Source organism: Acidisoma sp. C75 (assembly GCF_054665095.1).
Window position 1 is genome coordinate 297124 of record NZ_BAAFHD010000004.1, and the last position, 25324, is coordinate 322447.

The 25324-nt window shown below is 68.7% G+C and carries 28 protein-coding genes; 14 read left to right on the top strand and 14 right to left on the bottom strand.

From position 1 onward, the window contains the following. The first annotated feature begins 1 nt into the window (after position 1). Entirely contained in the window at positions 2 to 895 is an 894-nt protein-coding gene (locus ACYQ7X_RS07560; protein WP_459696320.1) for a 2-dehydro-3-deoxygalactonokinase, read from the top strand. 19 nt (positions 896 to 914) lie between these two features. Beyond that, positions 915 to 1538 carry a 2-dehydro-3-deoxy-6-phosphogalactonate aldolase gene (locus tag ACYQ7X_RS07565; protein WP_459696321.1) on the top strand — a complete coding sequence of 208 codons (624 nt, stop codon included), beginning with the start codon at positions 915 to 917 and terminating at the stop codon, positions 1536 to 1538. Here the strand turns inward: ACYQ7X_RS07565 and ACYQ7X_RS07570 are convergent. Further along, on the bottom strand, positions 1529 to 2497 hold the full coding sequence (locus ACYQ7X_RS07570; RefSeq protein WP_459696322.1) for a LysR substrate-binding domain-containing protein: 969 nt from the start codon (positions 2495 to 2497) through the stop codon (positions 1529 to 1531). The two genes, ACYQ7X_RS07565 and ACYQ7X_RS07570, sit on opposite strands and share 10 nt — an antisense overlap. Before the next feature lie 96 nt (positions 2498 to 2593). On the opposite strand from ACYQ7X_RS07570, the gene betC reads away from it, so the two are divergent. Both betC and ACYQ7X_RS07580 read left to right on the top strand, forming a co-directional pair. After that, positions 2594 to 4126, top strand: a complete 1533-nt coding sequence (betC, locus tag ACYQ7X_RS07575) for a choline-sulfatase (protein ID WP_459696323.1) — start codon at positions 2594 to 2596, stop codon at positions 4124 to 4126. 11 nt (positions 4127 to 4137) lie between these two features. Continuing rightward, positions 4138 to 4269, top strand: coding sequence for a hypothetical protein (locus tag ACYQ7X_RS07580; protein ID WP_459696324.1), 132 nt, complete (start codon positions 4138 to 4140; stop codon positions 4267 to 4269). 131 nt (positions 4270 to 4400) lie between these two features. On the opposite strand, the gene ACYQ7X_RS07585 is transcribed toward ACYQ7X_RS07580, so the two are convergent. Genes ACYQ7X_RS07585 through ACYQ7X_RS07595 form a run of 3 tightly spaced genes read right to left on the bottom strand, consistent with a single transcriptional unit; the run spans position 4401 to position 7218 of the window. Continuing rightward, a complete protein-coding gene (locus ACYQ7X_RS07585) occupies positions 4401 to 5432 on the bottom strand; it encodes an SAM-dependent methyltransferase (RefSeq protein WP_459696326.1) in 1032 nt (343 codons plus the stop codon). Then, positions 5429 to 6232 carry a DUF1295 domain-containing protein gene (locus tag ACYQ7X_RS07590; RefSeq protein ID WP_459696327.1) on the bottom strand — a complete coding sequence of 268 codons (804 nt, stop codon included), beginning with the start codon at positions 6230 to 6232 and terminating at the stop codon, positions 5429 to 5431. The genes ACYQ7X_RS07585 and ACYQ7X_RS07590 overlap by 4 nt, the downstream gene beginning before the upstream one ends. 56 nt (positions 6233 to 6288) lie before the next feature. Beyond that, positions 6289 to 7218: an alpha/beta hydrolase gene (locus tag ACYQ7X_RS07595; protein WP_459696328.1), complete on the bottom strand. Its 930-nt coding sequence runs from the start codon at positions 7216 to 7218 to the stop codon at positions 6289 to 6291. Between the two features lie 143 nt (positions 7219 to 7361). Between ACYQ7X_RS07595 and ACYQ7X_RS07600 the strand changes: the two genes are divergently transcribed. From ACYQ7X_RS07600 to ACYQ7X_RS07610, 3 genes are read left to right on the top strand one after another with little or no spacing between them, the layout of a single operon-like run. Further along, on the top strand, positions 7362 to 8735 hold the full coding sequence (locus ACYQ7X_RS07600) for an NAD(P)/FAD-dependent oxidoreductase (protein ID WP_459696329.1): 1374 nt from the start codon (positions 7362 to 7364) through the stop codon (positions 8733 to 8735). Then, positions 8732 to 9514: a DUF1365 domain-containing protein gene (locus ACYQ7X_RS07605; protein WP_459696331.1), complete on the top strand. Its 783-nt coding sequence runs from the start codon at positions 8732 to 8734 to the stop codon at positions 9512 to 9514. Before ACYQ7X_RS07600 ends, ACYQ7X_RS07605 begins: the two co-directional genes overlap by 4 nt. A gap of 2 nt (positions 9515 to 9516) precedes the next feature. Continuing rightward, complete coding sequence (locus ACYQ7X_RS07610; protein ID WP_459696332.1) at positions 9517 to 10782, top strand: class I SAM-dependent methyltransferase; 1266 nt, start codon at positions 9517 to 9519, stop codon at positions 10780 to 10782. 6 nt (positions 10783 to 10788) lie between these two features. On the opposite strand, the gene ACYQ7X_RS07615 is transcribed toward ACYQ7X_RS07610, so the two are convergent. The 6 genes from ACYQ7X_RS07615 to lgt form a co-directional block, all read right to left on the bottom strand. Then, positions 10789 to 11367, bottom strand: coding sequence for a histidine phosphatase family protein (locus tag ACYQ7X_RS07615; RefSeq protein WP_459696333.1), 579 nt, complete (start codon positions 11365 to 11367; stop codon positions 10789 to 10791). Positions 11368 to 11377: 10 nt separating this feature from the next. After that, positions 11378 to 12310 (bottom strand): ribose-phosphate pyrophosphokinase, encoded by a 933-nt coding sequence (locus ACYQ7X_RS07620; protein ID WP_459696334.1) that lies wholly within the window; start codon positions 12308 to 12310, stop codon positions 11378 to 11380. A gap of 123 nt (positions 12311 to 12433) precedes the next feature. Beyond that, entirely contained in the window at positions 12434 to 13387 is a 954-nt protein-coding gene (locus tag ACYQ7X_RS07625) for a hypothetical protein (protein ID WP_459696336.1), read from the bottom strand. After that, on the bottom strand, positions 13375 to 14142 hold the full coding sequence (gene pgeF, locus ACYQ7X_RS07630; RefSeq protein WP_459696337.1) for a peptidoglycan editing factor PgeF: 768 nt from the start codon (positions 14140 to 14142) through the stop codon (positions 13375 to 13377). The genes ACYQ7X_RS07625 and pgeF overlap by 13 nt, the downstream gene beginning before the upstream one ends. Then, on the bottom strand, positions 14139 to 15101 hold the full coding sequence (locus ACYQ7X_RS07635; protein WP_459696408.1) for a class I SAM-dependent methyltransferase: 963 nt from the start codon (positions 15099 to 15101) through the stop codon (positions 14139 to 14141). Before ACYQ7X_RS07635 ends, pgeF begins: the two co-directional genes overlap by 4 nt. A gap of 35 nt (positions 15102 to 15136) precedes the next feature. Further along, complete coding sequence (gene lgt / locus ACYQ7X_RS07640; RefSeq protein ID WP_459696338.1) at positions 15137 to 15955, bottom strand: prolipoprotein diacylglyceryl transferase; 819 nt, start codon at positions 15953 to 15955, stop codon at positions 15137 to 15139. Positions 15956 to 16163: 208 nt separating this feature from the next. On the opposite strand from lgt, the gene ACYQ7X_RS07645 reads away from it, so the two are divergent. From ACYQ7X_RS07645 to ACYQ7X_RS07660, 4 genes are all read left to right on the top strand, one after another. Then, positions 16164 to 16574: an accessory factor UbiK family protein gene (locus tag ACYQ7X_RS07645; protein ID WP_459696339.1), complete on the top strand. Its 411-nt coding sequence runs from the start codon at positions 16164 to 16166 to the stop codon at positions 16572 to 16574. Between the two features lie 256 nt (positions 16575 to 16830). Continuing rightward, positions 16831 to 17334 carry a type III secretion system chaperone family protein gene (locus tag ACYQ7X_RS07650; RefSeq protein ID WP_459696340.1) on the top strand — a complete coding sequence of 168 codons (504 nt, stop codon included), beginning with the start codon at positions 16831 to 16833 and terminating at the stop codon, positions 17332 to 17334. Between the two features lie 87 nt (positions 17335 to 17421). Continuing rightward, positions 17422 to 18078 (top strand): TetR family transcriptional regulator, encoded by a 657-nt coding sequence (locus ACYQ7X_RS07655; RefSeq protein WP_459696341.1) that lies wholly within the window; start codon positions 17422 to 17424, stop codon positions 18076 to 18078. Positions 18079 to 18218: 140 nt separating this feature from the next. After that, positions 18219 to 18647, top strand: coding sequence for a phasin family protein (locus ACYQ7X_RS07660; RefSeq protein WP_459696342.1), 429 nt, complete (start codon positions 18219 to 18221; stop codon positions 18645 to 18647). Positions 18648 to 18706: 59 nt separating this feature from the next. Here ACYQ7X_RS07660 and cobT read toward each other — a convergent pair whose 3' ends face one another. The 3 genes from cobT to ACYQ7X_RS07675 all read right to left on the bottom strand — a co-directional run bounded on the left by cobT (position 18707) and on the right by ACYQ7X_RS07675 (position 22327). Further along, the gene (gene cobT, locus ACYQ7X_RS07665) at positions 18707 to 20581 is read right to left on the bottom strand and encodes a cobaltochelatase subunit CobT (RefSeq protein WP_459696343.1); all 1875 of its coding nucleotides are present in this window, start codon (positions 20579 to 20581) and stop codon (positions 18707 to 18709) included. 18 nt (positions 20582 to 20599) lie between these two features. Continuing rightward, positions 20600 to 21586, bottom strand: a complete 987-nt coding sequence (cobS, locus tag ACYQ7X_RS07670; RefSeq protein ID WP_459696344.1) for a cobaltochelatase subunit CobS — start codon at positions 21584 to 21586, stop codon at positions 20600 to 20602. Positions 21587 to 21733: 147 nt separating this feature from the next. After that, positions 21734 to 22327 (bottom strand): J domain-containing protein, encoded by a 594-nt coding sequence (locus ACYQ7X_RS07675; RefSeq protein WP_459696345.1) that lies wholly within the window; start codon positions 22325 to 22327, stop codon positions 21734 to 21736. Between the two features lie 109 nt (positions 22328 to 22436). Between ACYQ7X_RS07675 and ACYQ7X_RS07680 the strand changes: the two genes are divergently transcribed. The 3 genes from ACYQ7X_RS07680 to ACYQ7X_RS07690 all read left to right on the top strand — a co-directional run bounded on the left by ACYQ7X_RS07680 (position 22437) and on the right by ACYQ7X_RS07690 (position 24251). Further along, positions 22437 to 22730, top strand: coding sequence for a BolA family protein (locus ACYQ7X_RS07680; protein ID WP_459696346.1), 294 nt, complete (start codon positions 22437 to 22439; stop codon positions 22728 to 22730). A 113-nt stretch (positions 22731 to 22843) separates the two neighbouring features. Beyond that, positions 22844 to 23308 (top strand): Lrp/AsnC family transcriptional regulator, encoded by a 465-nt coding sequence (locus ACYQ7X_RS07685; protein WP_459696347.1) that lies wholly within the window; start codon positions 22844 to 22846, stop codon positions 23306 to 23308. Positions 23309 to 23375: 67 nt separating this feature from the next. Then, positions 23376 to 24251: a SirB1 family protein gene (locus ACYQ7X_RS07690; RefSeq protein ID WP_459696348.1), complete on the top strand. Its 876-nt coding sequence runs from the start codon at positions 23376 to 23378 to the stop codon at positions 24249 to 24251. Between the two features lie 13 nt (positions 24252 to 24264). On the opposite strand, the gene ACYQ7X_RS07695 is transcribed toward ACYQ7X_RS07690, so the two are convergent. Next, a complete protein-coding gene (locus ACYQ7X_RS07695; RefSeq protein WP_459696349.1) occupies positions 24265 to 25260 on the bottom strand; it encodes a lysylphosphatidylglycerol synthase domain-containing protein in 996 nt (331 codons plus the stop codon). Positions 25261 to 25324: the final 64 nt, after the last annotated feature.

The window sequence follows — 25324 nt, forward strand, 5'->3', positions numbered from 1 at the left end:
CATGATCGGCGTGGATTGGGGAACGAGCAGCTTCCGGGCCTACCGGATGGATGCCGAGGGCCGGGTGCTCGATCGGGCCAGCGCCCAGGCCGGCATCATGTTCGTCGAGCAAGGGCGCTTCGCCGATATGCTCCGCCGCACGATCCAGCCGTGGATCAATCAAGGCGAACGGCGGGTGTTGCTGGCCGGCATGGTCGGCAGCCGCCAGGGCTGGGTGGAGGCACCGTACAAGCCATGCCCGGCAGGAGCGGCCGATCTCGCCGCCGCCACCATCCCGGTGCCCTTCGATGGCGCCGAGGTGCGCATCGTGCCGGGGGTGACGGGCGAGGAGAATGGCGTCCCTGAGGTGATGCGCGGGGAGGAGACGCAGATCATCGGCGCGCTCGATTCCTTCGGGGAGCGCGGCCTCGCCTGCATGCCGGGCAGCCACTCCAAATGGGTGCGGGTGCAAGGCGGCCGCATCACCGGCTTTTCGACCTATATGACGGGTGAGGCCTTCGCCGCCTTCAGCGGCCATACCATCCTCGGCCGGATGATGAAGGCCGATGCTCCGGCGGACCCGGTGGCCCTGCAAGCGGGCCTCGCCCGCAGCGGCGATGCCGGCGGGCTGCTGCGCCACCTCTTCGGCGTGCGCAGCCTCGGCCTCTTCGGGCGGCTTTCGGAAAGTGCCGCCGCCTCCTATCTCTCAGGTCTCCTCCTCGGGCATGAGGTGCGGGCAGCGCTCGCCGCCGAGCCGGAGGCCGAGGCGGTGGTGCTGATCGGAGACACCAAGCTCTGCGATCTCTACGGCCAGGCGATCGCCTTCTGCGGCCGCGTTTCGCGCACGCTGGCGGCCGAAGCCGCGCCCATCGGCCTGCATCGCATCGCGGCCGCGGTTTCTTGGGCAAGCGCGTGACACCGGATCGGAGATGAGCATGCTGACGATGACAGACTGGTTCGCCCGCTGCCCGCTGATCGCCATTCTGCGGGGTGTGCGGCCCGATGAGGTGGTGGCGATCGCCGATGCGCTGGAGAAGGCAGGCATCGCGATCATCGAAGTGCCGCTCAACTCGCCCGATCCGCTGACCAGCATCCGGCTTCTCGCCGAAAGCTTCGGCGATCGTCTGCTGATCGGCGCGGGCACGGTGATGACCCCGGAGCAGGTGCGCGCGGTCGCCGGGGTGGGCGGTAAGCTCCTGGTCACGCCGCATGCGGATGCGGAGCTGGTGCGCGAGGCGAAGGCGCTCGGCATGATGGCGGCACCTGGCTTCTTCACCCCGGCCGAGGCTTTCAGCCTGCTCCGCGCCGGGGCGGACTGTATCAAGCTCTTCCCGGCCGAAGCCTCCAACCCCGCCGCGCTCCGCGGCATGCGCGCCATCCTGCCGCCGGGCACGCTCGTCGTGCCGGTGGGTGGGATTACGCCCGAGAATATTCCGGCCTGGACTGCGGCGGGCGCGGCCGGCTTCGGCATTGGCTCCTCGATCTATAAGCCGGGCGACACGGCGGAGGTCGCTTTCGCCAAGGCTTCCGCCCTGGTCGCCGCGCTGCCTCAGGCCTGAGCGGCGGGGATCGGGGCGGCGGCGGCTGCCGCGCCGCTGCTGCTGCTGCTGCTCGCCATCTCCGTCCCGACTTCCGCCAGAAGCCAGCGGCGGAATGCCTGCACCGCGGGCCTGGCCGCGCGCCGCGGGGGGATGGCGAGCGTATAACCATGCGCCGTCGTCAGCGCCGCCGCCGCCATCGGCTGCAGGAGGCCCGCGGCGATCGCCCGGTCGATCAGCGGGCGCCAGCCGAGGGCCGCGCCCTGGCCGAGAATCGCGGCTTCCACGACCAGCGGATAGGTATTGAAGCGCAGCATCGGGGCGCGCGCCGAGCGGCGCGGCAGCCGGGCATCGGCGAACCAATCCCGCCAGCCGAGCCAGCGGCCGGGCTCGCTGGTCTCCAGTTCGAGGAGCGGCAGCGCCGCCCAATCCCAGCCGCCGCCCGGCCGCCGGTGCAGGCCCGCGAAGCTCGGGCTGCAGACCGGCAGTACCCGCTCCGTGAAGAGCCGCTCGGCCCCCGCCTCGATCGGGCCGAAGGCGATGGTGGCATCCGCATCGGGCGCCGCCGCCAGGCGCCGGTTCTGCGAGGTGACGATGCGCACCTCGATCTCCGGCAGGGCGGCGGCGAGCGCGCCGAGGCGCGGCATCAGCCAGAAGCTCGCGAAGCCGAAATCGGTCGCGATGGTCAGCACCCCGCGCGTCGCCTCCTGCCGCAATTCGGCGATCGCCTCGCCGATGAGGTCGAGCCCCCGGCCGGTCGCGCCGCGCAGACGTTCTCCCGCCTCGGTCAGTTCGACACCCCGGTGCAGGCGGCGAAAGAGCGGCTGGCCGATCAGCGCCTCGAGGCTCTGCACATGCTGGCTCACCGCCGCCTGGCTGAGGCCGAGCGCACGGGCGGCCGCCGAGAAGCTCGCTTGGGCGGCGGCGGCCTCGAAGGCGATGAGCGCGGCGAGGGGGGGAAGGGTGCGATGGCCTGCCATAAGCAGGCTTGATAGCAAAATAAGAAGCGACGCGCTTCACGCTTTTGCCACGAAGCGGCAGTAATGCGGCTGACGAGGCATCGAGGAATCGCGTTGATGGCGCAGCGGCCCAATATCCTTATCCTTATGGCGGATCAGCTGACGGCTTCTGCCCTTCCGGCCTACGGCAATCGGGTTGCCAAGACACCCCACCTCGACCGTTTGGCGCGGGAAGGGGTGGTCTTCGATGCGGCCTATTGCAACAGCCCGCTTTGCGCGCCCTCGCGCGCGGTCTTCATGTCGGGCCGTCTGCCCTCCGCCACCGGCGCCTACGACAATGCGGTGGAATTCCCCTCCCAATCACCGACCTTCGCGCATTACCTGCGCGATGCCGGCTATCGCACCATCCTCGCCGGCAAGATGCATTTCTGCGGACCGGACCAGCTGCACGGTTTCGAGGAACGCCTGACGACCGACATCTACCCCGCTGATTTCGGCTGGACGCCCGATTGGCGCCATTTCGACGAGCGGCCGAGCTGGTATCACAATATGGATAGCGTGACGCTCGCCGGGCGCTGCGTGCGCACCAACCAGATGGATTTCGACGAGGAGGTGGGCTTCCTCGCCCGCCAGAAGATCTACGACATGGCGCGCGATAGCGACCGCCGGCCCTTCTGCATGGTCGTCTCGATGACGCATCCGCATGATCCCTTCACCATGCCGGACCCCTATTGGTCGATCTATCGCGATGAGGAGATCGACATGCCGCGCGTCGGCGCTGAGATCTCCGCCGAGGATCCGCATGCCGCGCGGCTTCGCCATGTCTGCGCCCAGGATGCGCAGGTGATTACCGAGGCCCAAATGCGCGATGCGCGGCACGCCTATTACGCCGCCATCTCCTATTTCGACTCCCATGTCGGCGGGCTGTTGCGCGCGGTGGAGGAGAGCGGCTTCGCCGATGAGACCATCGTCATGGTCGTCGCCGATCACGGTGAAATGCTTGGCGAGCGCGGGCTCTGGTACAAGATGAGTTTCTACGAAGGTGCGGCGCGCATCCCGCTCATCATGCATGCGCCCGGCCGCTACGCGCCGCATCGGGTGGCGGCACCGGTCTCCCTCGTCGATATCCTGCCGACGCTCGCCGCGATCGCCGGTGATGGCACGGAACCTGATTACGCGACCGCGCATGATGGGCGGAGTCTGATCCCCTATGCGCTCGGCGCAGACAATGAAGGCGGGGTGATTGGCGAATATTGCGCCGAAGGAGTGGTCGCTCCCATGGTGATGATCCGGCGCGGCAGTTTGAAGTTCATCCATTGCCCCGGCGATCCGGACCGGCTGTACGATCTCGCGGCCGATCCGGATGAGCTGGACAATATCGCCGCGCGGGCGCCCGGGGATGCGCGCCTTGCCGCCTTCCGCGCCGAACTCGCCGCGCGGTGGGATCTCGCAGAGCTTGAACGGGACGTGCTGGCGAGCCAGAAGCGCCGCCGGCTGATCTGGCAAGCCTTGCAAAAAGGTCAACAGACGTCTTGGGATTTCCAGCCTGTGCGGGATGCGAGCCAGCTCTATATGCGCAACCATATGAAGCTCGACGATCTCGAAGCGCGGGCGCGTTTTCCGCGCGTCGCCGCGGTGAATGAAAGCTGAAGGAGGGGCTGATGGCCGAGCCGGTAAAAACGCTCTCCCCGCGCAACGGGGCCGGCTTCCGACCAGGCGCTGCCTTCGTCGCGGCGATGCTCAGCCTCGTCCTGCTGCTGCTCTTCTGGCTGATCACGACGGCGCATTTCTGAAGGCGAAACGAACCCGCGGCCTATGCGCGGGCGAGGGCAGGGCGGCTAAAGTCTGTCCGCGCCCGCTTGAAGTGTCACAACCGCGTCATGCCTGAGACAAGCACGGGCATAACGAATTGACGCACAGGTGATCAGGCCGGGCGCAACCGGTAGTGGGTGACGCCCCATTCCTCGCCCGCGGCGTGGCCGAAGAGACCGGCGGTCGCCAGGAAGAAGAGGCGCCAGCGCCTTTCCCAGATACGGGTTTCCCGCCCATAGACGGGGCTCAGCACGCGGCGGATACCGGCGCGGTTGGCGTCGAAATTGGCGAGCCAATGGTCCGCCGTGCGGCGGTAATGCGTGCCGCTCCATTGCCATTCCGCCTCGACCGTGAAGAGGTCCGGGAAGCAGCGCATAAGCCCCCGGCTCGGCATGATGCCGCCGGTGAAGAAATGCTGCGCGATCCAGTCCGCCGGGTCCTCGGCATCAAAGCGATAGGGGGCGAGGCGGTGGGTGAAGATATGGATAAGCGCGCCGCCATGCGGCCGCAGCCAGCCCCGCATGCGGGAGAGGAGTGGCCGCCAGTTCGCCATATGCTCGAACATCTCGACAGAGACGATGCGATCGAAGGCCCCCGCCGGAGCCTCGAACACGTTCATGTCCGCGGTCAGCACGCGGATGTTGCGAAGCCCGCGGCGGCTCGCCTCGGCCTCGATATAGGCCCGCTGGCCGGCGGCGTTGGAAACGGCGGTGATGCGCGCCTGGGGAAAACGCTCGGCCATGAAGAGGGTGAGCGAGCCCCAACCGCAGCCGAGTTCCAGGATCTCCTGCCCATCGGTGAGCCCGGCATGGGCGGCGGTCTCGGCCAGCGCCAGTGCTTCCGCCTGCGCCAGGCTTTCCTCGCCCGTCTCATAGAGGCAGCAGGAGTATTTGCGCCGCGGGCCGAGCACGAGGCCGAAGAAATCCGCCGGCACCTCGTAATGCTGGCGGTTGGCGGCGTCGGCGTGCTGAGCGATGGGGAAAGCCGCCATGGCTTCGGCGAAGTCCTGCTCGGCCGCGGCATCCGCGCCGCTCAGCTTCTGCCGCGTGCGCCCCACCATCATCGCGATGCCGAGGCGGGAGAGGGCGTCCGGCAGCGGCAGGCGCTCGGCGGCGGTGGCGGCGATGGTCGCCAGATCGGTCATGGCGCGGCCTTTCTCGGCGGGAGCGGGAAGAATTTCGAGACGCGGCGCTGATAGTCCCGAAACGCCGCGCCGCGGCTCGTCAGCATGTGCTGCTCGGTCGGCGGAATGCCCGAGCCATGAACCAGCACGAGATACATGACGATCGGCCCGGCCCAGGCGAGCAGGCTCCAGCCGGAGCCGAGGCCGCTCGTCGCGAAGAGCGCGTAGGCGACCCATATGAGCCATTCGCAGAAGTAGTTCGGGTGGCGGGACCAGCCCCAGAGGCCATCCTCGCAGATCCGGCCGCGATTGGCGGGGTCAGCGGCGAAGCGGCGCACCTGCTCGTCGGCGATGCCCTCGCCGAGGATCGAGGCGACGGCGATGAGGATGGCGAGCCAGTCGAGCAGCCCGAGATGCGGCGCGGGGTTGCGCCCGGCCGCCATGATGAAGCCGCCGAGGATGAGGACGCTCGCCGCCTGGAGTTGCAGGAAGGCCGGCATCTTCAAGCGGTAGCTCTCCCCCCAGGCTTGGCGGAGTGCTGCATAGCGCGGATCGTCGCGCCCGCGGAGCGCGCGGCGCAGCAGGTGCAGCCCGAGCCGGAGCGACCAGATGATCGCGGCGAGGGAGACGATCCAGCTTCGCGCCCCCGCCGCCGGGTGGTGCGGCAGCGGCCAGAGCGTGAGCACAAGCCCCGCCGCCCCGGTGCCGAAAGTCCAGGCGACATCGACCCAGGTGCTGTTGCCGGTGCCCTGCTGCACCCGCCAGGCGACAAGCATGAGCAGGCTGCAGCCGAGCGCGGTGAAAAGGAGGAGGGAGAGCATGGGGCTTTTACGTTCCGATCATGCGGGCGGATGCGCGGGCGCGCGGCGCGCGTGGCTCACGCTGTCTCGCGCAGGAAATGGGTGCAGTCGGCCAAGGTCGGGCAGAGAAACCGGAAAGGCTGGCCGATCGCGCCGATCAACTCTTTGTGGTCGATCTTGGGGTAGATCTTCTCGGTCACCGGCCCGCCGGCGGCGCGGATGCGCGCGGCCAGCCGCGTGGTGTTGCGCGGCAGCACGGTGGCATCGGAGGAACCGGCGATGAGCAGCATCGGCGCGTTCCGACCGGTGACATGGTTGATCGGCTGGGTTGCCGGCGCGGTTGGGAAGCCGAAGATGGCCTTCAGCTCGGCACTTTGCAGCGGCAGGAAATCATAGGGCCCGGCCAAGCCGATGGTGCCGCGCGGCGCGAGCCGGCTGCCGGCGGCGGCGAGATAGCGGGGATCGAGGGCCAGCATCGCCGCGTTATAGGCGCCGGCCGAATGGCCCATGAGGAAGATTTCCTCACCGCCGCCCCATGCGCCGATATGCGCTGAGACCCAGGCGAAAGCCGCCGCGCAATCTTCAAGAAAGGTCGGGTAGCGCACAGCCGGATAGAGGCGATAGTCGGGGATGACGGTGATGAAGCCCTGCGCCGCCAGCGCCCCGCCGACGAAGCGATACATCTCCTTATCACCGCTATCCCAGCCGCCGCCGTAGAGAAAGATGACGACGCGCGGGCGTGCGGGGCCGATGCTGCTGCTGCTGCTGCTGCTGCTGCTGCTGCTGCCCGCGCCCGGCCGTGCCGCCGGCAGGTAGATATCGAGGCTTTGCCGGGGCGCTGGGCCATAGGGGATGCTTCGCGCCGCCAGCCGCCGTGGCGCGAGGCCGTTCAGCATGCCGAGCGGCGAGCAGGCGCTCGTCACCAGCCCGGCGAGGCCGAGCGCGGAGAGCGTGAACGGTCGGCGGCGCCAGGCGGCCCGCGTGGGTTGGTCGCAGCGCTCGGTCATGGATCCTCGTCTCGGCGGTGCAGCAAGTGAGAATAAGGGCAGGCAATCCCTTGGGGAGGTGCGAAGCTGCGCATCTGCCGTTTGCATCCACTCGCGCGCCCGAGGCGTAGCGGAGAGGCTCAGATGATGAACAGGATGGGTTGATGGACGGCATTCCGCCCGGCCTCGATATTGCGGTGATCGGCTCGGGGATTGCAGGCCTCTCCGCCGCCTGGTTGCTCAGCCGCCGTCACCGCGTGACGTTGTACGAGGCCGAAGGGCGGATCGGCGGCCATAGCAACACGGTGCAGGTCGGCGGCATCGGCATCGATACCGGCTTCATCGTCTATAACGAAAAGACCTACCCGAACCTCACCGCCCTGTTCCGCCATCTCGGGGTGGAGACGGATGCGAGCGACATGTCCTTCTCCGTCTCGAAGGATGATGGCGGGTTCGAATATGCCGGCGGCGATCTCGCGGGGCTGCTCGCCCAGCCTGGCAATCTGCTCAAGCGGCGCTTCTGGTCGATGCTGCGCGATCTGCGGCGCTTCTATGCCGAAGCGCCGGGCGATATCGCGCTGGCCGAGCAGCAGGGGCTGAGCCTCGCCGCCTATCTCGATCTGCGTGGCTACGGCCGCGCCTTCCGGGAGGATCACCTGCTGCCGATGGCCTCGGCCATCTGGTCCACCCCTTGCACCGAGATTGGGCGCTATCCGGCGGCGGCCTTCCTGCGCTTCTGCCAGAACCACGCGCTCCTGCAAGTCACCGGCAGGCCTGTCTGGCGCACCGTTGCTGGCGGTTCGCGCCACTATGTCGCCCGGCTTCGGGCGGGGCTTTCAGGCCCGGTCTTTACCGCCCGCCCCATCCGCGCGATCCGGCGGAGTGCCGCCGGCGTGCTGCTGCGGGACGATACGGGGGCGAGCCTGCGGCATGATGAGGTGGTGATCGCAGCCCACGCGCATCAGGCGCTCGCCCTGCTCGAAGACGCCGATGCCGAGGAGCGCGCCCTCCTCGGCGCCTTCGGCACCACCGAGAACCTGGCCGTGCTGCATCAGGATGCGAGCCTCATGCCGCGCCGGCGCCGCGCATGGTCGGCCTGGAACTTCGTTGAGCAATCTGCTGAGAGCGAGGACGGGCAGGCGCCACAGGGGCCTACCGCGCCCTTCCTGACCTACTGGATGAACAAGCTCCAGAAGCTTTCCACTGACGCGCCTTATTTCGTCACCATCAATCCGCCGCGCGCGCCCGCGCCGGGCACCGTGATCCGCCGCGAAACCTACAACCACCCGCTCTTCGACCAGCAGAGCGCGGCCGCGCAAAAGCGGCTCTGGGCCTTGCAGGGGCGGCGGCGCGCCTGGTTCTGCGGCGCCTGGTTCGGCGCCGGCTTTCACGAGGATGGGTTGCAGGCCGGGTTGGCGGTGGCCGAGGCGCTGGGCGGGCTCCGCCGGCCCTGGTCCGTCCCCGAGGAATCGGGGCGCATCTGGCTTCCCGCCGATCGCGCGCGCGGCGCCGCCGCCGCCATGGCGGGTGGCGGATGACGCCCACCCACCCCTCGCGCTCGGCGCTTTACCCGGGTGTCGTGATGCATCGGCGCTACCTGCCGGCGCGGCATCATCTGCGCTACCGGATCTTCTCGCTGCTGCTCGATCTCGACGAGGTGCCGCACCTCGCCGCGCGCCTCCGCTTCTTCTCGAAAGACCGCTTCAATATCGTGAGCTTCTACGAGCGCGATCATGGCGCGGGGGAGCCGGGCGGGCTCATGGCCTGGGTGCGCGGGCAATGCGCGGCGGCGGGTATCGCGGCGCCGGGGCCGGTGCTGCTTCTCGCCATGCCGCGCGTCTTCGGCCATGCCTTCAACCCGCTCAGCCTGTTCTTCTGCCATGGGGCGGATGGGGCGCTCGCCGCCATCCTCTACCAGGTGAACAATACCTTCGGCGAACGGCACAGCTACCTCATCCCGGTGCCCGCCGCGCCTGGGCCGGTTATTCGGCAGAGCGCGGAGAAGGTCTTTCACGTCTCTCCCTTCATGCCGATGGCCATGCAGTATGCGTTTCGCGTGCTGCCGCCGGGCGAGCGTCTTTCGGTGGTGATCGAGGGCCGCGGCGCGGCCGGGCGGATGATCACCGCAAGCCTCAGCGGGCGGCGACGCCCGCTGACCGATGCGGCGCTCTTGCGGGCCGTGCTCGGCGCCCCGGCGCTCGGCCTCAAGGTGCTGGCCGGCATCCATTGGGAGGCGCTGTTCCTCTGGCGCAAGCGCGTCGGCTTCTTCGCCAAGCCGGCGCCACCCCCCAATCCCGTGACCTTCGTGCAAAGGTGATCATGTCGAGTACGATCGCTTCCCTCACCGTGCCTTTCGCCCCCGCTGCCTGGATCGGCCGCTTCGTGCTCGCCCGCCTTCTGCGCCGGCTCGCCCTCGGCCGCCTCGTCATCCGCCTGCCGGAAGGCGGCGAACTGGTGGGCGAGGGCGCGGCCCCGGGGCCGGAGGCGACGCTGCTTCTGCATCGCTGGCGGCCGCTGGTTGCGCTGCTGCGCCGCGGGGATATCGGCTTCGCCGAATCCTATATGGCGGGGGATTGGACGACGCCCGACCTGCCGCGGCTGATCGAGCTTGCGGCGCGCAACCAATCCGCGCTGGGGGATCTGCTGGATGGGTCGCTGCCTGCCCGCCTGCTCAACCGGATGCGCCACGGCCGGTGCGCCAATTCCAAGCCTGGCGCCCGCCGCAACATCATCGCCCATTACGATCTCGGGAACGACTTCTACGCCCGCTGGCTGGATGAGGGGATGACCTATTCCTCCGCCCTCTATACCGCGCCGGGGCAGAGCCTCGAAGCGGCGCAGGCCGCCAAGCAGGACCGCGTGCTCGATCTTCTGGACCTCACGGGGCCGGAAGAGGTGCTCGAAATCGGCTGCGGCTGGGGCGGGCTTGCCGAGCGCATCCTCGGCCGCGCGGCGCGTGTCACGGGGCTGACGCTCTCACCAGCCCAGCTTTCCTATGCGCGCGGCCGCCTCGCGGCTGCGATCGGCGCCGGGCGGGCCGATCTCAGGCTGCAGGACTATCGCGACACGACCGATCTCTTCGACCGCATCGTCTCGATCGAGATGCTCGAAGCCGTGGGGGAAGAGTTCTGGCCGGCCTATTTCGCCAAGCTCGCCGCCTGCCTGCGGCCCGGCGGCCTCGCCGTTCTACAGGTGATCACCATCGCCGAAGAGAAGTTCGAGGCCTATCGCCACACGCCGGATTTCATCCAGCTTTATGTCTTTCCGGGCGGCATGTTGCCCAGCATCAGCGTCATGCGCGAGCGGATCGCCGCTGCCGGCCTCAGCCTTGAGAAGCTGGAATGCTTCGGCCTCAGCTATGCCGAGACGCTCGCCGAATGGCGCCGGCGCTTCCAGGCGGCGCTACCGGAACTTCGCGCCGCCGGGATGGAGGAGCCGTTCCTCCGCCGCTGGGACTATTACCTCGCCTATTGCGAGGCCGGGTTCCGCGCGGGGGCGATCGATGTCGGGCTCTATCAGCTGCGCAAGCCCGACAAGCGCATGCCGCTCGCCCAAGGCGTCGAGAGCGGGCAGGAAGCCGCCTGAGGCGGATCAGGCGGCGGCGGCGGACTCCACCGGGCGCAGATCCCACGCGCCTTCGCCGCCGGCGGGGGGCACGCAGAAGATCGGCACCGCATTCGGCGTGCGGACATTGGGCACGAGGCCCATCGCCGAGCGGACGGCGCGGAAGAAGGCGCCATGCGCGACGATCAGCACCGGGCCGGGGCGTTCCAGCGCCTGGTTGATCGCCGCTATCACCCGCGCGCGGAGCCCGGCGAAGGTCTCCGCCCCTTCCGGCGTATAGGTGCCGGCGATCCAGTCATCGTACCAATCGCCCATCGGCTTGCCTTCCTGCTCGCCGAACTTCACCTCGCGGAGGGCTGGATCGGTCGTGAAGGCGATCCCGGTCGCGGCGGAGACGGCAGCGGCCGTATCCATCGCGCGGGAGAGGTTGGAGGAGACGATGCTGCGGATCTCATGCCCGCGCATCAGCTCCGCGGCATGCGCCGCCTGGGCGCGGCCGGTGGCGTTGAGCGGAATGTCGATATCGCCCTGGGAGAGGTTCTGCAGGTTCCAATCCGTCTCGCCATGGCGGAGGAACCAGAAGGGGATGCGGGTGAGGTGCGTCATGCCGATGGCCTCAATCGAAGAGCGAGCTGACGGAGCTTTCGTCCGAGATGCGGCGGATGGCCTCGGCCAGCAGCGGCGCGATCGTCACCTGCCGCACATTGCTCGCCAGCCGCACCGCTTCGGTCGCCAGGATGCTGTCGGTGATCGTCATCATTTCGATGGGCGAGGAGGCGATGCGCGCCACCGCCCCGCCCGAAAGCACGCCATGGGTGGTATAGACGCTGGCGGAGCGGGCGCCCTTCTGGATGAGCGCCGCGGCGGCATTGCAGAGCGTGCCGCCGGAATCGACGATATCATCGACGAGGATGCAATCCCGCCCTTCGACATCGCCGATCACGTTCATCACCTCGGAGACACCGGCGCGTTCCCGCCGCTTGTCGATGATGGCGAGATCGACGTCCAGCCGCTTGGCCAGCGCGCGGGCGCGGACCACGCCGCCGACATCGGGGGAGACGATCATCAGATCCCGCCCGGCGTAGCGCTCCTGAACGTCGCGGGCGAAGAGCGGCGCGGCATAGAGGTTATCGACCGGAATGTCGAAAAAGCCCTGGATCTGCCCGGCGTGCAGATCCATCGTCAACACCCGGTGGGCGCCGGCCTCGGTGATGAGATTGGCGACGAGCTTGGCGCTGATCGGCGTGCGCGAGCCCGATTTGCGATCCTGCCGGGCATAGCCAAAATAGGGGATGACGGCGGTGATACGCTTGGCCGAGGCGCGCCGCAGCGCATCGAGGGTGATGAGCAATTCCATGAGGTGGTCATTCGCCGGATAGGCGGTGGACTGGACGATGAACACATCCTCGCCCCGCACGTTCTCATGGATCTCGACGAAGATCTCCATATCCGCGAAGCGCCGCACGGAAGCCTTGGTGAGAGGCAGGTTGAGGGCGGCAGCGACCGCTTCCGCCAGCGGGCGGTTGCTGTTGCAGGCAACGATTTTCATTCGGCAGGTTCCGTCAGCAGCGGCGGGAGGGCTCTCTGCCGCGGCTTCTAGCAACCGCGCCGCCCCCTGTCCACGCGCAAGCCGCCCGCGGAAGGGCGGCCACGCGCATGTCAAGCAACCATTTCATGACGTCGGCGGCTTGGGTGGCGGTGCGCCTGGGGCTTGTTTCGCGCCGATCGATTTCGGCTTGCCGATATTGTTGCTGATCACTTCCTTGACGCCGAGTGCCGCCTGCTGGGCGGCGACCGCGGCGACATCGCCCCAATAGCTGTCGAGCGAGCCATGTGGCAGATCGTGCAGCTGCGAGACGCGGCCGACCTCCTTGCCATCGGCGGTGGCGATGATCCAGTCGATCTCGATCCGGTCGGTCTGCGGGTTCACCACCGTCTTTTTCACCTGCGCCCGCATGAGGTAATCGGCATCCGCCTTGTTCGTCACGAGCACGATGCCCTGGCCCGGAAGATCGCGGCGCATATTGAGCGCGAGCGAGGTGTCGCCATCGCCCGGGGCACCGGTGACGGCGCTGAAATCGAGGCGCGGCGGACGGTTGTAGAGGCTGTTCGGATTGCTCTCCTTCAGCACCGCATCGATGTTGGAGAGCAGCGCGGCGAGTTGCGGTGCGGCGGCAGCGGCGGCGGCGGAGAGGGTCGCGGGGTCGCCATCGGCCCAGGCCTGGCTCGGCACCGGGGCGCCGGTTTCCTTGCCCTGCACATGCCCACGAGGATCGACGATCGTATAGCTCGGGGTGACGTTGCCGCCCGAAAGGCTCGCCGCGACCTTGAGCTGCCAATCCCCCCGCTCGGGCTTCTGGGCGAAGGCCGGTATCGTCTGGCCGACGAGTGCCGCCGCCATGTCATTGGCGAAAGCCTTGGCGGAGGCATCGCCCAGCAGCGCCTCGCTCGGCACCGGCACGACGAGCCGCGGCGGCGGCGGATGCGCTAGCATCGCGCCCATGGCGCCTGGATGGCCCTGCATGGGGCGCGGGAAATCGCCGCAGGAGGCAAGTGCCAGCGGCAGGGCGAGCAGCCCGAGGCGGAGGCGGAGGGAGAGGTGAGGCAGGTGGTTCAGGCGTCGCATCGGATCCCCGAAAGCTGATGGCCGATGGGGCCACCGCCGGCCAGGGTGCGGCGGCGGTGGCTGAAGAAGCGGTCCGGCTCGGCGGCGGTATCACCCTCGGTGATGCCGACCGTGCCGATGCCGGCGGCGGCGAGGCGCGCGGCGCAATAGCCGGCGAGATCGAACTGCCAGCGTTCGGGCCGGCCGGGGGTGAAGAAGCGGGCATCGGCCGGGTTCTCCGCGAGCACGGCGTCGCGCAGATCGGCCGCCACCTCGTAGGAGGGCGCACGGATGCAAGGGCCGATGATGGCGACGATCCGCCCACGCTCGGCGCCGAGCGCCTCCATCGCTTCGGCCGTCGCCTCCAGCACACCGGCGAGCGCCCCGCGCCAGCCGGCATGCGCCGCGCCGATGACGCGGTTGTGCGGATCGGCGAAGAGCACCGGCGCGCAATCGGCGGTGATGACGCCGAGGGCGAGGCCGGGCACGCGCGTCACCATCGCATCGGCACGCGGGCCTTCGCCTGCCGGCCAAGGGGCCGAGACGGTGACGACCGCGGCGCTATGGATCTGGGTGAGGCCGAGGAGTGCTGCGGGCTCCGCGCCCAGCGCCCTGGCCATGCGGGCGCGGTTTTCCAGCACGGCCTCTCGCGCGTCACCGCCCGAGAGGCTGGCATTGAGGCTGGCATAAGGTCCGGCCGAAACGCCGCCGAAGCGGGTAAAGAAGCCATGGCCGAAGCCGGCGAGGGCAGGGTGGGTGAGGCGCGGCAGGTTCATGGAGCAAATCCTGGCAGGGGCGGAAAGCCCGGCGGCGTAATCGCCAGCACTTTGAACAGGCGGCCCATCGCCATCGGTTCGGCCAGCCGGCGGGCGCCGGCGAGGATGGCGGCCGCAGCCTCCGGCGGGCGGCCTTGTCCGAGGCGCTCGGCCCGCGCCATGAGGCCGAGGGCGGTCAGGAAGGCGCCCTGGCCGACGGGGCCGAGCGTCTCTGCCCCGCCCCGCCGCGCCGCCCGCGCCATGGCGCCGAAATCGACCAGGGCGGTAAGGTCAGCCTCGCCCGCCGCTTGCAGCGGATCGGCGAAATGCCGGGCGCGGATCGCCTGCAGGCTATCGCGCGGATTGCTCTCAAGCCCGTAGTCGATGAGGAGGGCGAGGCCGCCGGCTGGCCCCGCAATGCGGCGCGCGAGTGCCTCGACGAAGGCTTCCCCCGGCGCATTCCACTCTAGCAGGCCGCCGGCGGCAGCCTCGGCCGGATCGAGGCCGGGCGGCGGCGGGCAGGGGATTTCGAGGAAGCGGCCATCCCGCACATGGCGCTCGGCCCATTGCCCGGCATCGTAGCGGAATTGGCGGATCGGCAGGGCGTCGAGAAATTCATTGGCGATGAGCAGAAGCGGCCCCTCGGGCAGGGAGGCCAGATCCTCGTGCCAGGTCGCATCGGGGAGGCGTGCTGCCTGTTCGGCCCGGAGGCGCGGCGATGTTTCGATCAGATGCAGGCGGCAAGCGGCGTGGAAGGCGGGCGCGACGCGGGCGGTGAGGCGGCGGGCATCGGCCATCAGCGTGCCGCGGCCGGGCCCGGCCTCGGCCAGCAGGACGGGTGTGGGGCTGCCGAGCGCCTCCCAGCCGACCGCCATCCAGGCACCGATGATCTCGCCGAAGATCTGGCTGATCTCGGGCGCGGTCGTGAAATCGGCGAAGGGATCCTGGCGCCCGTAATAGGCGGCATTGGCCCGGCCCATGAACTGGTCGAGCCGCTCGGCGTCCGCCGCGTCGCTCAAGCCCCCGGCACCACGAGCACCGGGCGGGACCGGGCATAGAGCACGAGGCCGATGCCGATGAGGATCATCGGGATGCAGAGCAGCTGGCCCATCGTCAGGCCGTCGAGCAGGAAGCCGAGGAAAGCGTCGGGCTCGCGGAAGCATTCGCCCGTGCTGCGGGCGATGCCGTAGCCGATGAGGAACCAGCCGGTGAGCAGGCCGGGATGCATCCGCCGGTTGAGGGAGCGGCCCATCAGCATCATGAAGACGAAGAGGCAAAGCCCTTCCAGGAAGGCTTCATAGAGCTCGCTCGGGAAGCGCGGGGTCATGTCAACCCGCGGATAGATCATGCGCCAGGGCCACCAGGCTGGTGCTGGCCTGCCCCACAGCTCGCCATTGATGAAATTGGCGATACGCCCGAAGCCGAGGCCGATCGGCGCCACCATGGCCACGCGATCGCCGAAGGCGAGCGGATTGATCGCATGGCGGCGGCAGAACCAGATGATGGCGATGGCGACGCCGAGCATGCCGCCATGGAAGCTCATCCCGCCATCCCAGACGGCGATGATCTGCTGCGGGTGGTGCAGGAACATCACCGGCTGGTAGAACAGCACATAGCCGAGCCGCCCGCCGAGCACGACGCCGAGCGTCGCCCAGGTGAGGAAATCATCCACCAGCAGCGGCGTCGCCACCTTCGGTGCCCAGCCGACCAGGCGCCGCACGAGCTGCCAGCCGATGACCAGCCCGGCGATATAGGCGAGCGCGTACCAGTGGATCGCGAAGGGGCCGAGCTTGACGATGATGGGGTTGAAGTCGGGAAAGACCAAGGGCTTCACGCGTGCGGCCCCCGTGCCCTGGCGATCGGGCGGGCGAGGCCGCCTCCCTTGGCTTGAGACAAGGGTGAACCCATGTGTACTGCCCTCCGGCGCATAAGTCTGATAGAGATGTCATCAGCCGCAGCAAGGCGCCGGGGCATGAGCTTGGGGTGCATGGCGGCGGCTTATACGCAACCCACCCGCGCGGTGGAAGGCAGGAGACTAGGCGATGAGAGAGCGCAGCCGCTTCATGGACGATCTGGCCGGGGTCGCGCAGGGCGCCATTTCCGCTTTTACCGGCCTCAAGGATGAGGCGGAGGCCGTCTTCGCCGCGCGCGTGGAAGCCGTCATTCAAAAGCTCGATATCGCGCGGGGCGAGCAGCTCGCCGCCGTGCAGGACCTGGCAGCCAATGCCCGGCTTGCGCAGGAAGCGGCGGATCGCGAGATCACGGCGCTGAAGGAGCGGGTGGCCGCCCTCGAAGCGGCGCTCGCCCAGCGCGCCGCGCCGGAAACCCCGGCGGGCGAGCCGCTGACAGCCCTGCCGCAAGACCCGATGCCCGTGGCGCCGCGTGATCCACAGCCCGGCACCCCGCAGGACCCGGCGCTTGGCGCGGGCGGCGCCACGCCGCCGGTCGCCTGAACCGCGCGCGGCGCGCGTCAGGCTCTGGCCGTGCTCAGGCCGATTGCTCCCTCCATGAGAGTTTCGTGGCACCTGCCCACGCAGCCGCTTGCGAGCAGAGGCTTTACTTGCGGTTAGTGCAAGCCTGCCCCTAACTTCGGTCGGGGGCGGCGATTCGCGACGCCGGAACTGGGCGCCATCGGGGTGCCCATCATCCGGCAGCGGTAACGGACGCCGCCGATCCGGCCTTCCTCCCAGCCATGAGGAGACCACTTCCATGTCAGCCACCAGCATTGCCGCCTCAGCGCATGTCGCCAATCCGCTCGACGTGATTGAGCAGATCGTGTCCTCCAATGACTGGGCTTTCGAGCGTCGCAACGAGGCCGAGATGGCGGCCGAGGCGCCGGGCCAATGGTCTGATTACGGGCTTTATTTCAACTGGTCGCGGGAGATTTCCGCGATGCACTTCACCTGCACCTTCGACATGAAGGTGCCGGAGAGCCGGAGAGCCGATTTCTACCAGCTCCTCGCCTTGGCCAATACCTATCTCTGGATCGGTCATTTCGGCATGGACGCCGATGACGGCATGCCGGTATTCCGCCACGCGGTGCTGCTGCGCGGGGCGCCGGGGGCCTCGCTCGAAAGCATGGAGGATATGGTCGATATCGCGATCACCGAGTGCGAGCGCTTCTTCCCCGCCTTCCAGTTCGTGCTCACCGGCGGCAAGACGCCTGATGAGGCGTTGCGCGCGGCGATGCTCGAATGCATGGGTGAGGCCTGAGCGGCAGCGGGCGGCGCGACGGCCGGGTTTGTCCGGCTGCCGCCGCCCGCCCTCGATTGGCGGCTGAAGATGGGATTGGGCACGGGCATGAGCGCGAATACGGGCATGAGCGACGATGATTTCGATGCGGCGGTGGTCGCTGCCGTGTTCGGCGAGGCCGGGCTGCGCGGCTGGCGGAACACGAGCCTGGTGGAGGCCGCGCGCGCAGCCGGGCTCGATCTCGCCCGCACGCGCCGCCGCTTCCCCTCCAAGCTTTTCGTGCTGATGCGCTTCGGCAGCCTCGCCGACCAGGCGGCGCTCGATGGCGCGACCACCGAAGGGCCGCTCAAGGATCGGCTGTTCGACATGATCATGCGCCGCTTCGATGTGCTGCAGGCACATCGCGCCGGCGTGCTCGCGGTACTCGATGCGGCGGCGATGGACCCGATGCTCGGCCTCTTCCTGGCGCGGCTTTCCGCCCGCAGCATGAGCTGGATGCTGGAAGGCGCCGGCGTCTCGGCAAGCGGCCTGCGCGGCCCGCTGCGCATCAAGGGCCTGCTCGCCGTATGGCTTTGGGCGGTGCGCGCCTGGCGCCAGGATGAAAGCGCGGACCTCACCGCCACCATGACCGCCGCAGACCGGGCGCTGGACCGCGCGGGCGAGCTTGCCCGCAGCTTCCGCCTGGCGGTGGGCGAGATGGAGGGCGAGGCAGGAGGCGAAAGCGCCATGCCGGCGCCGCCGATGACGGACGATCCCTCCATCTGAATGCCCCGCCGTTCGGCAGCCTGGAGCTTCGGCTGGATGACGGTTTGGTTGATCTCTCGCCGCCTCCTTGGCCAGATGCGCGGCGCGGCCTAGACTGGGCGCCGTCGCGCGCTCTGTGCGGCCAATGAGGAGGGTAAGCGATGTCCGACCTGCCGAAATTCCCGATCGATTTCAGCCAGTTCCTGGCCTCCATGCCGTTGCCCATGGCGCCGGAGCTGACCGCGTTGATGGAAACCCATAAGCGCAACCTCGCGGCGCTGACCGCCGCCAACAAGCTCATCTTCGAAGGCGCGCAGGCGATCACCCAGCGCCAGATGGAGGTGATGCGGCGCCAGATGGCCGACCTCACCCAGGCGACGACGATGTTGGCGACGACCGCGGAACCCAAGGAGCGGGCGGCGCGGCAAGCCGAACTCCTCAAGACCGCTTATGAGCACAGCGTCTCCGATCTGCGGGAGGTCGAGGATCTGCTGCGGAAATCGAGCAGCGAGGCGCTGGATCTCATCCATGGCCGGTTCCTCGCAGCCCTCGAAGAGGTCAAGACGGTGATGGAGAAGAAGGCCGGCTGAAGAGGCCGCCTCTCTTTCAAGGCGACGGCGCGGCCCGCGGCGGGGCCGCGCGATTTCGCTCAGACGACCAGCGGTGCCCGCTCGGCCATTGCCTGCCCCCAGGCATCGCCCGCCGTATCGTCGAACAGGGCGGCGAGTTCGCGCATCATCGTTCCGCCCAGTTCCTCCGCATCGACGATCGTGACCGCGCGACGGTAATAGCGCGTCACGTCATGACCGATGCCGATCGCCACGAGTTCGACCAGCCCGCGGCTTTCGATCTCCTGGATGACCTGGCGGAGATGCCGCTCAAGGTAGTTGCCGGGATTGACCGAGAGGGTCGAATCATCGACCGGGGCGCCATCGCTGATCACCATCAGAATGCGGCGATGCTCGGGCCGGCTGGCGATACGGCGATAGGCCCAGAGCAGGGCCTCGCCGTCGATATTCTCCTTCAGTAGGCCCTCGCGCAGCATGAGGCCGAGATTGCGCCGAGCCCGGCGCCAGGGCGCATCGGCCGCCTTGTAGATGATGTGGCGCAGGTCGTTCAGCCGCCCCGGGTTGCGGGGCTTGCCGTCCTGCACCCATTTCTCCCGGCTCTGCCCGCCCTTCCAGGCGCGGGTGGTGAAGCCGAGCACCTCCACCTTTACCGCGCAGCGTTCCAGCGTGCGGGCGAGGATATCGCCGCACATGGCGGCCACCGTAATCGGCCGGCCGCGCATGCTGCCGGAATTGTCGATCAGCAGCGTCACCACGGTATCGCGGAAATCGGTATCGCGCTCCCGCTTGTAGGAGAGCGAGGCGGTCGGCGTCGTCACCACCCGGGCGAGGCGGCTGACATCGAGCAGCCCTTCTTCGAGGTCGAAATCCCAGGCGCGGGTCTGCTGCGCCAGGAGCTTGCGCTGCAAGCGGTTGGCAAGCTTGGAGACGACGCCCTGGAGGTGCTGCAATTGCTGGTCGAGCTGCTGGCGGAGGCGGGCCAGCTCCTCGGGGTCGCACAGCTCGTCAGCCGCGATCTCCTCATCGAAGGCGCGGGTGAAGGCGTGGTAGAGCGTCTCTTCGCTCGCGCGCTCGCGCCGGTTCTGCTGGCCGCCAGGCCGCTCCTCGCCCTCGGCTTCGGCGCCCTCCTCATCCTCTTCCTGGCTCTCGGCCTCGGCCGAGGCCTGGCTCTCCATCTCCTCGGTGTCGGGGGTCGGGCTCGAATCCATCTCGCCCATGGATTGGCCTTCGCTCTCGGAGGCGGCATCCTGGCTCGGGTTCTGCTCCGCCGCCTCGTCCCCGCCCTCCGGTTCCTCATCGGGCTGCGGCTCGGCCTCGGCCTCGGCTAGATCGTAGGCCTTGAGCAGGCGGCGCGCGGCACGGGTATAGGCCTGCTGATCCTCGGCCGCGGCGGCCATCTCGGCGAGCGCGGCATCGGCCTCGGGCCCTAGGGTCGCGCGCCATTCGCCAAGCGCGCGTTCGGCCAGGGCCGGGGAGGCTTCGCCCGAAAGCCTCTCCCGCGCGAGCAGCGAGAGGGCGGCCGCCATGGGCAGCTGGTCCTTGCGGGTGAAGCGATCCCACCCCTCGGCCTCGCCCTGTTCCACCAGCCGCTGGCGCAGATTAGCGGCGACACCCGCCATATGCCGGCTGCCGACCGTTTCCACCCGCGCCTGCTCCAGCGCGTCATAGACGTCGCGCGCCTCCCGGCTGGCGGGGGAGCGGGCGGCATGCACGGCGCTATCGTGATAGCGGAGGCGAAGGGCCAGCGCATCCGCCGCCCCCCGGAGCCGCGCCATCTCGGCCCCAGGCAGGGCGCGGGTGGGCGCGGGGATGCGCGCCCGCTTGCCGGCGAGGCTCGCCGGGCCCGCCTGGAAGGCAACTTCGGCCTCCGGCTCCCCGGCGATCGCCCGCAGCGCCCCGGCGGTCGCCCGCTTGAAGGCCTCCGCCTTCTCGTTGCCGTCTTTGGTGCCGCTCACAGCCTGCCCCTCTCCGCCTCAGCTCGCGCGGCGAAGCCCGGTCGCGATTTCCTCGTTGAAGCAGCGCTGGTAGTATTCGGCGACCGTCTGCCGCTCCGCCTCGTCGCACTTGTTGAGGAAGGTGAGGCGGAAGGCGAAGCCGAGATCCTTGAAGATGCGTTCGTTCTCCGCCCAGGTGATGACCGTGCGGGGGGACATCACGGTCGAGATATCGCCGGCGATGAAGCCCGCGCGGGTGAGGTCGGCGAGGGCGACCATGCTTTCCACGCGCCGGCGCGCTGCGGCATTGGTGGGATCGATGCCGAGCTTGGCCATGACGATCGCCGTCTCCTGCCCATGCGGCAGGTAGTTGAGGGTGGCGACGATGTTCCAGCGGTCCATCTGGCCCTGATTGATCTGCTGAGTGCCGTGATAGAGGCCCGTGGTATCGCCGAGGCCGACGGTATTGGCCGTCGCGAAGAGGCGGAAGGCGGGGTGGGGATGGATCACCCGGTTCTGATCGAGCAGGGTCAGCCGGCCTTCCACCTCCAGCACGCGCTGGATGACGAACATCACGTCCGGCCGGCCGGCATCATACTCATCGAAAACGAGCGCCACCGCATGCTGGAGCGCCCAGGGCAGGATGCCTTCGCGGAATTCCGTGATCTGCTGCCCGTCCTTCAGCACGATCGCATCCTTGCCGATGAGATCGATGCGGCTGATGTGGCTGTCGAGGTTGATCCGCAGGCAGGGCCAGTTCAGCCGCGCGGCGACCTGCTCGATATGGGTCGATTTGCCGGTGCCGTGATAGCCCTGCACCATGACGCGGCGGTTGAAGGCGAAGCCCGCGATAATGGCGAGCGTCGTGTCATGGTCGAAGCGGTAGGTCGGGTCGATCTCGGGCACATGCTCGGTGCGCTGGCTGAAGGCCGGCACCGTGAGATCGGACTGGATGCCGAAGGTCTCTCGCACCGAGAGCTGGATATCTGGAGTGCCGAGTGAGCCGATATGTGTCGCTTGATCCATCACCGAAGCCGCGCTGTCCATTTCAACCGAGACCAAATCCATCCGGCAGAGATTAGCCGAGTGGCGCATTGCCGCAAGGCATCCCCGCCTGGGGGCAGACCTGAGCCTCAGGGGCGGCGGGATGGGCGGCGCCGGGGCGCGTGCCCCTCAGCCGCGTGCCGCCTCGGGCTCTTCCGCAGGCCAGTGGGTCTTGAGCACGGTATAGGCGACGTTGATCGCCTTGATCCGCTCCTCCGCCGCGGCGCGGCCACCATTGATATCCGGGTGATGCGCCTTGGCCAGCGCCTTGTAGCGCGCCTTCACCGTATCCATCGTGACCGGCCAGGTCAGGCCCAGCACATCGAGAGGCTGGCGAAGTTCCGGTGGCGCCTCCGCCTGGCTCCGATGCGCCTGCGCGCCTGGGCGCCGGTCCATGTTCAGCATCGGATCGCGCAGAAGGTCTTCGTGCAGCGGGCTGCCCGTGCCATGGGTGCCGAAGCGCCAGCTCGGCCGCTGCCAGGAGATATCGGCCCGCAGCTCCTGTTCGATCTGCCCGGGTGTCATATTCTTATAATAATCCCAGTTCGCGTTGTAGGCGCGGACATGGCCGAGGCAGAACCAGTAGTAATCGTTGAGCGCGGTGCGGGATTTCGGCGCGCGGTAGCAGCCCAGTTCCTCGCATCCCGGCTGATCGCAGAGCCGGCCCGGCGCATCCGGGTCGGGCGCGTAAGCCCTCGCTCGGGGGACGCGTCGTGTGTTCATGGCGGCTATATGGTCAAGCAGACCGGCCCTTGGCAATCCCGGCGATGCAGAGCAGACGGGCCCCGCTGAAGGTTGAACGGCGGGCGTCTTTGCTGCGAGAATTGCTCTTATGAGCCGCAAGACCCGCATCGCCGAAACCTTGAGCCAAGCCTTCGCTCCCGCCGCGCTGGAGGTGGTGGACGATAGCGCCCGCCACGCCGGTCATCGCGGGCATGAGGGCGGCGCGGGCAAGGAAGGCGAGACGCATTTCAAAGTCATGATGGTGGCGGAATGTTTTGCCGCCATGAACCGCCTCGCCCGTGCCCGCGCGGTGAACGACGCTTTGGCCGGCGAATTCGCGAGCGGGCTGCACGCGCTGGCGCTGACTTTGCGCGCCCCGGGCGAGGCCGCGACGCTGCGGTGACTGCCACTTCCCTGGCTTTATCGGGAGATTGCTTTTTCTGAGTCTGGGCAATTCGTGGAATTTCCTGTTGAAATGGGCTGAACCGAGCCTGTTCCAACCTGGGTGAGCCGACGATGTCCGACCTTGTGGCGATGGATGATACCGATCGGGCGATCCTCAGGCTGATCGCCCGCGATGCCTCGCTCTCCCTCGCCGAAATCGCGGCGGAGGTGCATCTCACCCCCACCCCGTGCTGGAAGCGCATCCGCAGACTCGAGAAGGAGGGGGTCATCCGCGCCCGCGTCGCGGTGCTGGATCAGCGGGCGCTCGGCTTGCCGGTCTCGGTCTTCGTCTCGGTCGAAACGGCGGACCACTCGGCCGAATGGCTCGACCGCTTCGCCAAGATCATCGAGGAGATGCCGGAAATCGTCGATGCCTGGCGGATGGGCGGCGATGTGGATTATCTTCTGCACGTCGTGGTGCCGGATATCACGGCGTACGATACCTTCTACCGGCGGCTGATCGCGGCGGTGCCGCTCCGCAACGTGACGAGCCGCTTCGCAATGGAGCGCATCAAGGCAGGCCCACTGCCGATATGAGGCCGCTGCGTCTCTGCCCGCGGGGTGGAGACGGAAGAAAGGCCGAGGACGAAGGAGAGGCTGGCAGGTGCCGGAGCCGAGGATGAGCCCGGAGCGGGCCGAGGACGGGCAAGGGGGCGCGCGGATCAGGGCGGCGCTCGATGCCGTCGGCAAGCTTGCCGACGAGGAGATCGCGCTCGCCGAAACCGCGCTGCTTTTCGCGCGGCTCGATGCGCCGGGTGCCGATTGGAAGCGCGTGCGGCGCCATCTCTCGGCGCTTGCGCAGGAGGCGGCGGAATTCCCCGCCTGGGTCGGGGATGATGCGCGGGACCGGGCAGAGGCGCTGGCCGGCCTGATCGGCTGCCGGCACGACTATTGCGGCGATTACGACACCTATGACGATCTTCGGAACGTCAACCTCATTCATGTGGCGGAGCGGCGGCGCGGCATGCCGGTAGGCCTCGGCATCATCTGGCTGCATTGCGCGGAAGTGGCCGGCTGGGGCTGCTACGGCATCAATTTCCCCGGCCATTTCCTGCTCGGACTCGAGGGGGAGGCGGGGCCTGTGCTGCTCGATGTCTTTTCCGGCGGCCGGCTGATCGAGCCGGATGATCTGGAGGGGATGACCGCGCGGCTTTCCACTGCCCGCCGCCTCCTGGCGGAGGGCAGTCTGAGCCGCCCTATGGGCAAGCGGGAGGTGCTGATCCGCCTGCAGCGCAATATCGCGGTGCGCCGCGAGGCGGCGGGCAGCCTTGAGGATGCGCTGGTCTGCGTCGAGGATATGCTGCGCATCGCGCCCGAGGATATCATGCTCTGGCAGCACGCCGCCTCGCTGCACCAGAAGCTCGGCCAGATCGCCGCGGCGATCGCGGCGATGGAGCGGGTGGTGGCGCTCGCTGCTCCGGGCGAAGAGGCTGCGCGGGCGCGCGGCGCCGCCCGCACGCTGCGCGGGCGCCTCAACTGACGCGGCGGCTGGGCTAAGGCTCCGTCTGCGACTGCGCCAGTCGCGGCCGTCCGCTGCGCAGGCCGCGTAGTTCAAGCCATTGCCAGAGCAGCAGGGCCGGCAGGCCGATCACCAGATCCCGCGCCCGCGTCAGGAGCGACACCGCGACCGAGATCTGCGCGGGAAAGCCGAAGAGCGCGCCGAGGGCGGCGAAGGCCGCCTCCTGCACCCCGGCATTGCCGGGGATGAAGAAGGTCATCGTCAAAGCCGCACGCAGCAGCGCTTCGATGGCAAGTGCCTGGAGAATGGTGATCGGCGCGCCGAGCAGGCGATAGGCGAGCCAGGAGAGCAGGCCCGAGCCGAGCCAGGCGATGAAATGCAGCATCACCGCGCCGATGATGGCGCCCTTGCGGGCATAGATGGCATCGAACTGCAGGCTCATATCGTCGAGCGAGCCGAGGGCGCGGCCTTCCGCCGCGCCGATCCGCTGCGCGAGGCGGCGGATGAGCCGCGTGCCGTGGCCGGGCAGGGCGATGAAGATCGCGGCCGCCAGGCCAGCGACGGCGATGCCGGCACCGAGCGGCAGGATAAGCTCCGATTGCGGCCGCGCGGTGAGGAGGATGACGAGGCCGAGTGCTGCGAAGACCACCTCGGCCGCGAATTCTGCCGCGACATCCACGAGCGTGGAGGCGGCGCAGACCGCCATCGGCACGCCGACGAGCGAGACGGCGCGTGCCCCGATCACGAACCCGCCCACCGGCAGGAAGGGTAGAAACCGCCCCCCTGCCTCGCGCACCATGCGGCCCCAATAGAGCCGCGGCAGCAGGCCAGGTTGGGCGTCGGGCACGATCAGCCGCCAGGCCAGGGCGAGGATGAAGTCGAGCCCGAGCTGGGCGACGACGAAGGCGGCGAACCCGGCCCAGCCGACCGAGAGCATCGCTTCCAGCACATGCCGGGCGCCGAAAGCGAAGACGAGGCCGATCGCGAGCAGGATGCCGGCCAGCATGAACAGGAGCGAGAGGCGCTTCATGGCAGCGGCCGATACCGGGGGCAGGAGCCCGGGCCAGCGCCGATTCGGCCGCCGCGCCGGGCGA